General features: G+C 70.9%; 11 protein-coding genes. 9 read left to right on the top strand and 2 right to left on the bottom strand.

Features of this window, described 5'->3' with window-relative positions; all coding sequences use genetic code 11:
- Positions 1-17: 17 nt before the first annotated feature.
- Positions 18-2,690 carry a phosphoenolpyruvate carboxylase gene (locus VNT50_RS13840; RefSeq protein ID WP_325485688.1) on the bottom strand — a complete coding sequence of 891 codons (2,673 nt, stop codon included), beginning with the start codon at positions 2,688-2,690 and terminating at the stop codon, positions 18-20.
- 161 nt (positions 2,691-2,851) lie between these two features.
- Here VNT50_RS13840 and VNT50_RS13835 point away from each other — a divergent pair, with 161 nt between their 5' ends.
- From VNT50_RS13835 to VNT50_RS13820, 4 genes are all read left to right on the top strand, one after another.
- Complete coding sequence (locus VNT50_RS13835) at positions 2,852-4,012, top strand: Na+/H+ antiporter NhaA (protein ID WP_325485687.1); 1,161 nt, start codon at positions 2,852-2,854, stop codon at positions 4,010-4,012.
- Complete coding sequence (locus VNT50_RS13830) at positions 4,009-4,707, top strand: nucleoside triphosphate pyrophosphohydrolase (RefSeq protein WP_325485686.1); 699 nt, start codon at positions 4,009-4,011, stop codon at positions 4,705-4,707. The genes VNT50_RS13835 and VNT50_RS13830 overlap by 4 nt, the downstream gene beginning before the upstream one ends.
- A gap of 70 nt (positions 4,708-4,777) precedes the next feature.
- Entirely contained in the window at positions 4,778-6,043 is a 1,266-nt protein-coding gene (hisS, locus tag VNT50_RS13825) for a histidine--tRNA ligase (protein ID WP_325485695.1), read from the top strand.
- A gap of 68 nt (positions 6,044-6,111) precedes the next feature.
- A complete protein-coding gene (locus VNT50_RS13820; protein ID WP_325485685.1) occupies positions 6,112-6,948 on the top strand; it encodes an SGNH/GDSL hydrolase family protein in 837 nt (278 codons plus the stop codon).
- On the opposite strand, the gene VNT50_RS13815 is transcribed toward VNT50_RS13820, so the two are convergent.
- On the bottom strand, positions 6,864-7,343 hold the full coding sequence (locus VNT50_RS13815) for a DUF4442 domain-containing protein (protein WP_325485684.1): 480 nt from the start codon (positions 7,341-7,343) through the stop codon (positions 6,864-6,866). The two genes, VNT50_RS13820 and VNT50_RS13815, sit on opposite strands and share 85 nt — an antisense overlap.
- 138 nt (positions 7,344-7,481) lie before the next feature.
- Between VNT50_RS13815 and VNT50_RS13810 the strand changes: the two genes are divergently transcribed.
- From VNT50_RS13810 to VNT50_RS13790, 5 genes are all read left to right on the top strand, one after another.
- The gene (locus tag VNT50_RS13810) at positions 7,482-8,150 is read left to right on the top strand and encodes an O-methyltransferase (protein ID WP_325485683.1); all 669 of its coding nucleotides are present in this window, start codon (positions 7,482-7,484) and stop codon (positions 8,148-8,150) included.
- A 71-nt stretch (positions 8,151-8,221) separates the two neighbouring features.
- On the top strand, positions 8,222-9,502 hold the full coding sequence (eno, locus tag VNT50_RS13805; RefSeq protein ID WP_325485682.1) for a phosphopyruvate hydratase: 1,281 nt from the start codon (positions 8,222-8,224) through the stop codon (positions 9,500-9,502).
- Positions 9,503-9,567: 65 nt separating this feature from the next.
- A complete protein-coding gene (locus tag VNT50_RS13800) occupies positions 9,568-10,098 on the top strand; it encodes an FtsB family cell division protein (RefSeq protein WP_325485681.1) in 531 nt (176 codons plus the stop codon).
- A 40-nt stretch (positions 10,099-10,138) separates the two neighbouring features.
- Positions 10,139-10,657, top strand: coding sequence for a DUF501 domain-containing protein (locus VNT50_RS13795; RefSeq protein ID WP_325485680.1), 519 nt, complete (start codon positions 10,139-10,141; stop codon positions 10,655-10,657).
- The gene (locus VNT50_RS13790; RefSeq protein WP_414683972.1) at positions 10,654-11,958 is read left to right on the top strand and encodes a S8 family peptidase; all 1,305 of its coding nucleotides are present in this window, start codon (positions 10,654-10,656) and stop codon (positions 11,956-11,958) included. Before VNT50_RS13795 ends, VNT50_RS13790 begins: the two co-directional genes overlap by 4 nt.
- Positions 11,959-11,962: the final 4 nt, after the last annotated feature.

Below are 11,962 nucleotides of genomic sequence, written 5' to 3'. Positions count from 1 at the left end.
GCAGGGGGCGGGGCTGGTCAGCCGGTGTTCTGGAGGCCGGCGGCGACGCCGCTGACCGAGAGCAGCAGCAGGCGCTGCTGCTCCGGGTCGGGCGACTCGGCGCCCGCGGGGGCGGCGCGGAGCGCGCGCAGCGCCCTCAGCTGCAGCAGCGAGAGCGCATCGACGTACGGGCTGCGCATCTTGACCGCTCGCTGCAGGATCGGGCGGTTCGACAGCACGCCCTCGCCGTCGGTGACCCGGATGACCCATGACCGGGTCAGGGCCATCTCGTCCATGACGAGATCGGCGAGGTCGGCCCGGTCGCCCAGGTCGAGGTACTTGCGCGCGATGCGCGCGTCGGCCTTCGCGAGGCTCATCGCCACGTTGTCGATCATCGTGTGCAGCAGCGGCCAGTCCCGGTACGCCCCGCGCAGCAGCTCCTCGTCGCCGACGGCCTCCAGCGCGGTGCCGAGCCCGAACCACCCTGCGAGGTTGATGCGCGCCTGCGTCCACGCGAACACCCACGGGATCGCCCGGAGGTCCTCGAGCGACTCGACGGAAAGCCCGCGACGCGCCGGCCGCGAGCCCAGCGCGAGCAGCCCGACCTCTTCCATCGGGGTGACCGTGGCGAACCACGGCGCGAAGCCGGGCGCCTTCACCAGGGAGAAGAAGCGCTCCCGGGATGCCGCATCCATCGTCGCCGCGACCGCTGCGTACCGTTCCGCCGCCTCGCTGTTGCGACGTTCGATCGTCGGGGATGAGGCGAGAAGGGTCGCTGCGGCCACCTGATCGATGTGACGCATCGCGATGGCGGGATCGCCGTAGCGCGCGAAGATGACTTCGCCCTGCTCGGTCAGCTTGAAGCGGCCGTCGACGGAGTGCGGGGGCTGGGCGAGGATCGCGGAGTTCGCCGGCCCGCCGCCGCGACCGAGGGCGCCGCCGCGGCCGTGGAAGAGGGTCAGCTCGATGCCCTCCTCGCGCGCCCACGCGGAGATCGCCGCCTGGGCTTCATAGAGCGCGAGGTTCGCGGCGACGGGACCGACATCCTTCGACGAGTCGGAGTACCCGAGCATGACCTCCATGCGCCGCCCGGTCTGGGCGAGCCTCGCGGCCACGGCGGGGTGCGCCACGACCTCGGCGAGGATCCGGGGGGCGGCCTGCAGGTCGGCGAAGGTCTCGAAGAGCGGCACGACATCGAGCACGGGTGCCTTGCCGCCTTGACCCGCGGCGTACTCGGCCAGCCGGTAGACGTTGGCGAGGTCTTCGGCGGACCGGGTGAACGAGACGATGTAGCGGCCGGCGGCGCGCGGGCCGAAGCGCTTCTGCACGAAGGCCACGGCGCGGAACACGTCGAGCACTTCGGTCGACAGCTCGCTCGAGGTGCCCGCGTCGAGCTCGGCGAGCACCCGCGCGTGCACGTTCGAGTGCTGGCGCACCTCGAGTTCGGTGAGGTGGAATCCGAAGGTCTCGACCTGCCAGATCAGCTGCTGCAGCCCGCCGTACGCGTGGCGTGGCGCGGCGCCGGCGACGAGCGAGTCCTGCACGATGCGCAGCTCGGCGAGCAGCTCCTCCGGATCGCGGTAGGCCTGGTCGGCGTTGCGGGCGCGGGTCGCCGCGATGCGGCGCGCGACGAGCAGCAGGATGCGGCGGTGCGGTTCGGCGGGGGAGCGCTTCGCGATCTCGGCCGCGGCCTCCTCGTCGGCGGACGCCATGCGCTGCCACAGGTCGGTCAGCGCTGCGCTGGGGGGTGTCGTGACGGCGTCGAGGGTCAGTGTTCGTCCGATGCGCTCGGCGGTGCGCTCGAGCCCGATGAGGACGTGCTCCGACGCGATCGCGGCGGCCTTCCTGGTGACGGATGCCGTGACGAAGGGGTTGCCGTCGCGGTCGCCGCCGACCCATGAGCCGACGCGGACGAACGGCTTGACCACGGGGGAGCGCTGCCCGGCCGCGATGCCCTGGAGGGCGTCATCCACTCGTCGATAGACGTGCGGGATGGCGGTATAGAGGGTCTCGTCGAAGACGGCCATGACCGCCCGCACCTCGTCGGTGGGCGACGGCTTCTCGGCGCGCAGCGGCGCGGTGCGCCACAGCGTGTCGATCTCCTCGAGCATCCGCCGGCGCGCGCGACGCTCGTCGGCGCCGCCGCGGAGCGACGTGTTGTGCTCGACGAGCAGGGCGGCGAGGCGGCGGATCGTGCTGGAGATCGCGCGGCGCCGCGCCTCGGTCGGGTGTGCTGTGAACACGGGGTGGAACCGAAGTCCCTGCAGCCGCTCGAGTGCGGTCTCGTCGCCGACCTCGGCGGCCAGCCGCACGAAGGCGGCGGCAACCGAATCGGTCGCGTTCTCCTTCTCGGGACGGCCGTCACGCTCCCGCAGGATGCGCACGCGCTGGTGCTCCTCGGCGAGGTTCACGAGGTGGAAATAGCATGTGAAGGCGCGGGCCACCTCGTCCGCCCGCTGCACGGTGAAGGAGTCCGCCACGCGCGCCGCGCGCTCGAAGGCCTCGGGTGATTCGTCGGTGTAGGCGTGGATCGTCGCGGTCCGCAGGCGTTCGACATCGTCGTACAGCCCGGGCGAACCGCTCTCCCGCAGCACTTGGCCGAGGAGGGAGCCGAGCATGCGCACGTCCGACCGCATCGATTCGGGGAGCTCCTGACCGGCCTCGAATCGGCCGACGAGATCGATGGCTTCTGTCTGCGTGAGTTCTCGCACCCCTCCACGGTAGTGCCGCGTTGTTTCACGGACGTCACGTCTTTCACGGCGCCCCGCGTCGCGTCGGTACGATGGACAGTGGTGTGCCGGGAAGCCTGGTCGGCGGGTGTCTTCAGCGACTCCATCGACTGAATGAGCCGCGGTCCCATGAAAGGACTTCGATGTCCCTGCTCCGATCCGCCCGGTTCCCCGCGATCGTGCTCCTCGCCGCAGCCGTGCTCGGGTTGCTGCTGGCGAACAGCCCGGTCGGCTCTCAGGTCGTGGAGTTCATGCATGCCTACGTCGGCATACCGGGCGCTTTCGAGCTCTCGATCGACCACTGGATCGCAGACGGCCTCCTCGCGGTCTTCTTCTTCGTCGTGGCGGTCGAGCTGCAGTACGAGCTCACCCGCGGCGAACTGAACGGCATCCGCAAGGCGCTGCACCCCGCGATCGCCGCCGCGGGCGGCGTTCTCGTCCCGATCGCGATCTACCTCCTCATCGCGGGGAGCACGGACGTGTCGCAGGGCTGGCCGATCCCGACGGCGACCGACATCGCCTTCGCCCTCGGGGTGCTCGCGGTCTTCGGCAAAGGCCTGCCCTCCGGGCTGCGCGTGTTCCTGCTCGCCCTCGCGATCCTCGACGACATCGTCGGCATCGTGTTCATCGCGGTCCTCTTCGCGACGGATGTGAACTTCGGCCTGCTCCTGGCGGCGTTGGCGGTGGTCGTCGTCTTCGGGATCCTGAGCCGCATGCTCGACACCCGGGCGGGGATCCCCATCGCGATCGCCCTCGCGCTCCTGGCGATCCTGACGTGGGTGCTGATCTACGAGTCGGGCGTTCACGCGACCATCGCGGGGGTGCTCCTCGGCCTCGCCATGGCGCAGCGGCCGGCGATGCGCGTGAGGCACGAGCTGGAGCCGTGGATCAACGGGGTGGTGCTGCCGGTCTTCGCGTTCTCGGCCGCGCTCGTGGTGATCCCGCAGGTGTCACCGCGCGAGCTGTCGCCGGCGCTCTGGGGCATTCTGATCGCGCTGCCCGTGGGCAAGGTCGTCGGCATCGCGGGCGCGGGGTGGCTGTCGCTGCGCGTCGGCAGCAAGGGAGCCGCGCCGCACCTCTCGTTCGGCGACCTGCTCGCCGCCGGGGCGCTCGGCGGCATCGGCTTCACCGTGTCGCTGCTGCTCGGCGAACTCGCCTTCGCGGACGCCCCCGCCGTGCGGGATGAGGCGACACTCGGGGTGCTGGGCGGGTCGGTGATCTCGCTCGTGCTCGCCGCGATCCTGGTGACCTGGCGCTCGCGCGCATACGCGCGGGCGGCGAAGAAAGAGATGGAGACGGCATGAGCGACCCGACGATGCGTGAGGTGTCCCCGGTCCAGTCCGCGATCGATACGATGCGGGCGGTGCGCGACCGGTGCGTGTGGACGCAGCAGATGACCCACCGCGACCTCGTCCCGTACCTCATCGAAGAGAGCGCGGAGCTCATCGACGCCGTTGAAGCGGGCTCCCGCGCCGAGCTCCGGGAGGAACTCGGCGATCTCCTCTGGCAGGTGCTGTTCCACGCGGAGATCGCCTCGCGCGACGAGGAAGCGCCTTTCGACATCCAGGATGTCGCCGCCGGGCTGACCGAGAAGATGGTCCGCCGGCATCCGCACGTCTTCACCGACGCGGTGGCCACGACGCCCGAGGAGGTGCTCGTGCACTGGAATGCCGCCAAGGCCGCGGAGAAGCGCCACCGCGCGAGCGTGCTCGACGGCGTGTCGCACGCGATGCCCGCGCTGGCGCTGGCGCAGAAGATCATCGGCAGGGCCGCCCAGGCCGGGGTTGCGGTGAGAAACGACGACCCGGCCGAGACACCGGGCGACGCCCGTCGTTTCGGCCAGGATGCCGTTTCTCATGCCGCACCCGAGACCGAAGCCGAGCTCGGCGACGCGCTGCTGGCACTCGCCGCGGCCGCCCGGGTGCACGGGTGGGACGCCGAGCGGGCGCTCCGCACGCGCCTGCGCCTGCTCGAGTCCGAGATCCGCGCCGCCGAATGACCGCGGACTCGGCGCCGGGTCGGCGGATGGGACACTAGAGCACGTGGCAACCGTGACCCCGCCGCGCGGCATGCGCGACTTCCTCCCCGCCGAGAAGGCCCGTCGCGAGCGCGTGCTCGCCGTCATCCGCGACCGCTACCGCGCGCACGGGTTCGATGAGATCGAGACGCCGGTGATGGAGGACTACGCCCGGCTGCACTCCGGCATCGGCGGCGACAACGAGAAGCTCGCATACAACGTGCTCAAGCGCGGGCTGGAGCCGGGCGACATCCGCGCGGCGGCCGGCGAGCCCGCCGCGCTCACCGACCTGGGGCTGCGCTATGACCTGACGGTGCCGCTCGCGCGCTTCTACGCGAGCCACCGGGGCGAGCTGCCCGGCGTGTTCCGCGCCATCCAGATCGCTCCGGTCTGGCGGGCCGAGCGGCCGCAGAAGGGCCGCTACCGCCAGTTCATGCAGTGCGACATCGACATCATCGGGGATGCCTCCGCCCAGGCCGAGGCCGAGCTCATCGCCGCGACCCTCGACGCGGTCGATGCCCTGGGCCTCGTGGGAGCGTCGGTGCGCATCAACGACCGCCGGGCGCTCGATTGGATGCTGGAGAGCTTCGGTTTCGGCCTCGACGAGCGACCGGGTGTGCTCATCACCATCGACAAGCTCGACAAGATCGGGCACGACGGCGTCGTCGCCGAGTTGCGCCAGCGGCACGTGACGCCGGGGGCGGTCGATGCCTTCGAGGCCTTCACGCGCCGGCCGATGACGATGGAGTACCACCCGTACGGGGAGCGGCAGATCCGCAAGGCCCTTCCGCACGACGCGCCGGACGAGATCGTGGAGCACCTCGTGGGCATCGGCGAGGCGGTGGCTGCCGCCCGCCCGTCCGCCGATGCCGGATCGGGCGGCATCCCACTCGTCTTCGACCCGTTCCTCGTGCGCGGGATGGGTTACTACACGGGCACGATCTTCGAGCTCGCGCACCCGAGCGTCGGCTATTCGCTCGGCGGCGGGGGCCGCTACGACGGCATGATCGGCCGCTTCCTCGGCTCCGACGTGCCGGCCGTCGGGTTCTCGCTCGGATTCGAGCGCCTCGTCGAGCTGATCGATGAGCGCGCGGACGTGTCTGTGGGCGCCGTCGTGCTCGTGTACGACCGGGATGTGCCGCTCGCGGAGCTCATGACGCACAAAGCGCGACTCGTCGCCGGCGGCTCGCGGGTGCGCCTCGAGCCGCGCACGAAGAACCTCAAGGCGCTGCTCGAGCGCGCGGCATCCGACGGGTACACCGCCTTCGCGACCGTCGGCGCGGGCGCGGCATCCGTCGAGGCGCGCCCGCTCGCGTGACGCGCGGTGTGGTGGGTGCTTCACCCGGCGGTCGTCTCGCGTTCATGCGCGGACGATCGAATCGATCCATGACTCCACGTCGCGTCTCCGTCGCGGCGCTCTCGGGCGTGGGAATCGGCGCGACGGCCGTGGCCGTGGTGTCACTGGGCCTGATGTCACTGGGCGCTCGCGCGCTGCTGCGACGTCAGGCGGCCGTCGCACGGAGGCGCATCGGCAAGCCGCTCGGCGAACTCGCGCCCGACGCCGACAGGGTCTGGCGCCGCGCCTACGACGGGGAGCCCGTCGAGCTGCTGATGGTCGGGGACTCGATAGCGGCAGGGCTCGGCGCGTCCCGCCGCAAAGACACGCTCGGTGCCCGGATCGCGAAGGGTCTCGCGCGGCACACCCATCGGCCGGTGCGGCTGCGCACCGCGGCCGTCGTCGGCGCCGAGTCCTCGATGCTCTCGGCCCAGCTCGATGCGCTTCCCGACGAGTACCGCCCCGACGTCGCGGTTGTGGTGGTCGGCGGCAACGACATCACGCACCGCGTGCCGGTCGCCACATCGACCGCGCATCTCGAGCGGGCGATCGTGCGCCTGCGCGGTCTCGGCGCGGTGGTGGTCGTGGGCACGTGCCCCGACCTCGGGGCGCTGCGCCCCGTGCCGCAGCCCCTGCGTTCCCTCGGGGCGCGACAGTCTCGGCAGCTGGCCGCCGCCCAGGCCGCCGTGGCCGAGACCGCGGGAGCCCGCGCCGTGTCGCTGCGGCGCGCCGTCGGCCCGACCTTCATCTCGCAGCCGGACGAGATGTTCAGTCTCGACCGGTTCCACCCCAGCGCGCTCGGCTACCGCCGCACCGCCGAGGCGCTCATTCCGTCGGTGGCGGCGGCGCTCGACGCGTCGGTCACCCGGCGCTTCTCGCGCACGTAGACCTCGCGGCGGACGCGGGCGACGACCTGTCCGTCGCGGTCGGTGATCTCGGTCTCGAACCACTCGAGCACTTTGGCCCCGCCCTTGGCGCGCTCGCGCAGTTCGGCGACCTGGGCGGGGGACACCTCGAAGTGCGCCGTCAGCACTCCGCGCCCGGGCGTGAGGAACTCGATCTCGCCGCGCGTGTCCCACACGACGTAGTCCCGGCCGAGCTGGTGCATCACCAGCATGAAGAAGTACGGGTCGGTCATCGCCGACATCGACCCGCCGAATGCCGTCTTGACGAAGTTGCGGGTGATCGCATTCACGTGCAGCTCGACGGTGGCGCTGGTCCAGTCCTCCGCGAATCGCCGCACCCGGATGCCGCTGAACAGGTTGGGCGCCCACAGGCTCATGCCGATGGCCAGTCTTCGAGGTGTGATCCGCATGAATTCCATTGTGCCGACGCGTCGCGCAGGGTCGATTCGATTGTCGGATGTCGACAAGCAGATCGTGCCCTTGACGAGCCGCCGCCGAGCCGCTTGGCTGGCGGCATGGCCGAGCCGACGAAGCAGAACTGGCGGCGTGCCGACGCCTACCTCGCCGAGACGCTCGTGGGGCACGATCCGGCGCTCGAGGCCGTGATCGCCTCGCAGGAGCGCGAGGGACTGCCGCCGATCGAGGTGGCGCCTGTGTCGGGCAAGCTCCTGAACCTGCTCGTGCGCATCTGCGGTGCCCGGCGCGTGCTCGAGATCGGAACCCTCGGCGGCTATTCCACGATCTGGATGGCGCGCGGGCTCGGCCCCGACGGCGAAGTGGTGACGATCGAGGCGGAAGCACGCAACGCGGCGATCGCCCGGGCGAACATCGACGCCGCCGGCGTCGGCCAGCGGGTCGACATCCTGGTCGGGCGCGCGGCCGATGTGCTGCCTACCCTCGAGGGCTCGACGCCGTTCGATCTCGTCTTCATCGACGCCGACAAGGAGTCGAACACGATCTACCTCGACTGGGCCGCCCGCCTCGGCCGGCCGGGCACCGTCATCGTGCTCGACAACGTCGGGCGCGAGGGGGAGATCGCGAACGGGCGGTCGACGAACCCGCAGGTCATCGGCACTCGCGACGCGCTCGCCATGCTCGGCTCCGACCCGCGCTTCGATGGCACGGCGCTGCAGACCGTCGGGCTCAAGGGCTGGGACGGCGTCGCCATCGCTCTCGTCGTGTGATCCGCCGTCGCTAGACTGGCCGCGGATCGACGACGCTCCACGCAACTTCCACTGAGCAAGGAGTAATTCCCGTGGCATTGATCGAGGCAGTAGGCGCACGCGAGATCCTGGATTCGCGCGGTAACCCGACCGTCGAAGTGGAGGTGCTCCTCGACGACGGCATCGTGCAGCGCGCCGCCGTCCCCTCGGGAGCGTCGACGGGGGCCTTCGAGGCCTACGAGCTGCGGGACGGCGATAAGACCCGTTACAACGGCAAGGGCGTCCTGAAGGCCGTTGCCGCCGTCATCGATGAGCTCGGCCCCGCCCTGGAGGGCATCGAGGCCAGCGAGCAGCGCATCGTCGACGAGATTCTCATCGAGGTCGACGGCACCGAGAACAAGGGCCGCGTCGGTGCGAACGCCATCCTCGGCGTGAGCCTCGCCGTCGCGAAGGCGGCCGCCGACTCGGCCGACCTGCCGTTGTTCCGCTACCTCGGCGGACCCAACGCGCACATCCTGCCCGTTCCTCTCTTCAACGTCATCAACGGCGGCTCGCACGCAGACAACGGCATCGATATGCAGGAGTTCTTCCTCGCGCCCATCGGCGCCTCCACGTTCTCCGAGGCACTGCGCTGGGGCACCGAGGTGTACCACGTCCTCAAGAGCGAGCTTCTGGCAGCGGGCTACGCGACGGGCCTCGGCGACGAGGGCGGCTTCGCCCCCGACCTGAAGAGCAACCGCGAGGGGCTCGACTTCCTCATCAAGGCGATCGAGAAGGCCGGCTTCGCGCCCGGCACCGAGATCGCCCTGGGCATGGATGTCGCGGCCACCGAATTCTTCAAGGACGGGTCGTACGTCTTCGAGGGCAAGAACTGGACCGCCGAGCAGCTCACCGACTACTACATCGAGCTCGCCGATGCCTACCCGATCGTCACGATCGAGGACGCCCTCGCCGAGGATGACTGGGACAGCTGGAAGCTCCTCACCGAGAAGCTCGGATCGAAGATCCAGCTCGTCGGCGACGATCTGTTCGTGACGAACCCGGTGCGCCTGGCGGATGGCATCACGCGCGGCGTCGCCAACTCGCTCCTCGTGAAGGTCAACCAGATCGGCACCCTGTCCGAGACCCTGGATGCCGTCGACCTGGCGCACCGCTCGGGCTACACGACGATGTTCTCGCACCGCTCCGGCGAGACCGAGGACACCACGATCGCCGACCTCGTCGTTGCGACGAACTCGGGTCAGATCAAGAGCGGCGCGCCAGCCCGCAGCGAGCGCGTGGCGAAATACAATCAGCTTCTGCGCATCGAGGAGGAGCTGGGCGACGCGGCGGAGTACGTCGGTCGCGCGGCGTTCCCCCGCTACCGCGGATAAGGGCAGCGGACTCGATATGCCCGCTGCGCGGGCTACTCGATCACCGAGCACGAGAGGGGGGAGCCGTGGCGAAGACGACGGCTCCCCCCGCTCGTTTCCGACGCGCGACGACCGCGCGACGTCAGGTGGACGTGCGCGACTGGCTCGGCGGCATCCGTCTCTCCGGGTTCATGGTCATCATGCTCGGTCTGGTCGTTCTCGCGGCCTTCGTGCTCGTGCCCACGCTCGGGACGTACCTCGACCAGCGTCAGCGGATCGACGCGCTCGAGCAGGCCGTCGTGGCCAGTCGCGAAGAGGTCGCCGCACTCGAGGCCGAGAGCGAGCGGTGGCGGGATCCCGCGTACATCACGACCCAGGCCCGTGAGCGGCTCTACTACGTGCGACCGGGTGAGGTCGCGTACCTCGTCGACAACGACCTCGAGGCGGCACTGCTGCCTCAGGAGCCGGAGCCGGTGAGCGACGAGGTGGCAGAGACGCGCACCGACTGGATGTCGCAGTTCGTGCGATCGGTGACCTCGGCGGGGGTGGCAGAGGTCATCAAGCCCCCGACCATCGGGGTGCCGGATCCCGTCCCCAGCTCAGCGCCCGGCGGCTGATCCAGCGGCTCATCCCGCGCGGCGCGGGTAACCTGGGGAGGTGACGACCGCCTCCTTCGCGCCCCCGAGCGCACGTGACATCGACGTGGTCTCCGCACAGCTCGGACGCCCCGCGCGCGGCGTCGTGGGCATCGCGGCGCGTTGTGTGTGCGGCAACCCCACCGTCGTCGCGACCTCACCGGGCCTCCCGGATGGCACGCCGTTCCCCACGTTCTATTACCTCACCCACCCCGGCGCGACCGCGGCGATGTCGGCACTCGAGGCCACCCAGGTGATGAACGAGTTCAACGCCGGGCTCGAAGCAGACGACGAGCTTCGCGCGGCATACGCCCGCGCACACGAGGCCTACCTCCGCGACCGCGCGCCGTTCGGCGACGTCCCCGAGATCGACGGGATCTCGGCCGGGGGAATGCCGACGCGGGTGAAGTGCCTGCACGCGCTCGCCGGCCACGCCCTGGCGGCCGGCCCCGGAGTCAATCCGATCGGCGATGCCGCGCTCGCCCGCGGCGCCTGGTCGCCGCAGCGCTGCGAGTGCGCCGACCCCGGGACCGGCGGATGAGGGGCGCCGCGCGGGCGCTGCGGGTCGTGGCGATGGCGGCCCTCGCGATGATCGCGCTGACCGCGGCCGCGCCGCCGCCCCTCGTTCCCGAGGACCCCAACGACCCGGTCCGAAAGGCCGAGTACTGGCTCGACTCGTACGGTGTGCGCCAGGCATGGCAGACGACGCGCGGCGCCGGCGTCCGCATCGCGGTGATCGACACGGGGATCGCGAAGGGACCCATCGAGTTCGAGGGTGCCGTGGTCGGCGGCACCGACGTCTCGGGGGTCGGAAGCTCCGACGGCCGCACGCCGATCGGCGCGGTCGACCGAAGCCACGGCAGCTGGGTGGCCTCGCTGGCCTCCGGGCGCGGCAACGGGGCAGGCGGCGGGATGATCGGGGTCGCGCCCGAAGCGGACCTGTTGTCGATCTCCGTGGGGTTCGGTGCGTCGGCATCGGTGGATTTCAGCGAGCAGATCGCGGATGCCGTCGTGTGGGCCGTCGACAACGGCGCCGACGTGATCAACCTGTCGCTCACGACGAACACCCTGGACTGGGACGAGAGCTGGGACGATGCCTTCCTGTACGCCTTCGACCACGACGTCGTCGTGGTCGTGGCGGCGGGCAACCGGGGAAGCGGAACGACGGCGGTCGGGGCACCGGCCACGATCCCCGGCGTGCTCACGGTCGCCGGTGTCGACCCCACCGGGGCGGCCAGCGTCGAGGCATCCACGCAGGGAATCGTCATCGGGGTGTCGGCACCGAGCGAGCAGCTTCTCGGCGTCTCCGCCGACGGACGCCTCGTCACCTGGAGCGGGACCAGCGGGGCCGCGCCGATCGTGGCGGGCATCGCCGCGCTCGTGCGGGCCGCCCATCCGTCGCTCGATGCGGACAACGTCATCAACCGCATCATCGAGACGGCCCGCCCCGCCGCCGGCGCGACGCAGGATCGCGATCCGATCTACGGCTACGGGCTCGTGGATGCCGCGGCCGCCGTGACCGCCGAGGTCGCGCTCGTCGACGAGAACCCGATGGGCAGTCTCGCCGAATGGATCCGGCTCTATCGCCGGGCGGAGTCGACCCCGCAGCCCGACGCGTCGACCGCGCCGGTCGAGATTCCCCCGCTCCCGGATCCGGGCGGTCCGGAGGAGGAGCCGTCGGCGCTGCTGCCGTCCGAGAACACCGTGCGCTACGGGACGCTGCCGCTTCTGGCTCTCACCGTCCCTGCTATCCTTATCGGGCTCGGCGTCACCGCTGCTGCCCGGCGCATTCGAATGGCGCGCGCCCCGCGCACGCCGAGCCAAGAGTCCCCCAAGGAGTAGCATC

Origin of the sequence: Microbacterium sp., assembly GCF_035554235.1 — a bacterium.
Classification (GTDB): domain Bacteria; phylum Actinomycetota; class Actinomycetes; order Actinomycetales; family Microbacteriaceae; genus Microbacterium.
Note: the sequence above shows the minus strand (reverse complement) of the source record. Positions and strands in the feature narration are given on the sequence as shown.

Excerpts from the sequence above, each read along its gene's own strand:
- VNT50_RS13835 (WP_325485687.1), top strand. The coding sequence starts at position 2,852 with ATGTCCCTGCTCCGATCCGCCCGGTTCCCCGCGATCGTGCTCCTCGCC.
- VNT50_RS13830 (WP_325485686.1), top strand. The coding sequence starts at position 4,009 with ATGAGCGACCCGACGATGCGTGAGGTGTCCCCGGTCCAGTCCGCGATC.
- hisS (WP_325485695.1), top strand. The coding sequence starts at position 4,778 with ATGCGCGACTTCCTCCCCGCCGAGAAGGCCCGTCGCGAGCGCGTGCTC.
- VNT50_RS13820 (WP_325485685.1), top strand. The coding sequence starts at position 6,112 with ATGACTCCACGTCGCGTCTCCGTCGCGGCGCTCTCGGGCGTGGGAATC.
- VNT50_RS13815 (WP_325485684.1), bottom strand. The coding sequence starts at position 7,343 with ATGAGCCTGTGGGCGCCCAACCTGTTCAGCGGCATCCGGGTGCGGCGA.
- VNT50_RS13810 (WP_325485683.1), top strand. The coding sequence starts at position 7,482 with ATGGCCGAGCCGACGAAGCAGAACTGGCGGCGTGCCGACGCCTACCTC.
- VNT50_RS13790 (WP_414683972.1), top strand. The coding sequence starts at position 10,654 with ATGAGGGGCGCCGCGCGGGCGCTGCGGGTCGTGGCGATGGCGGCCCTC.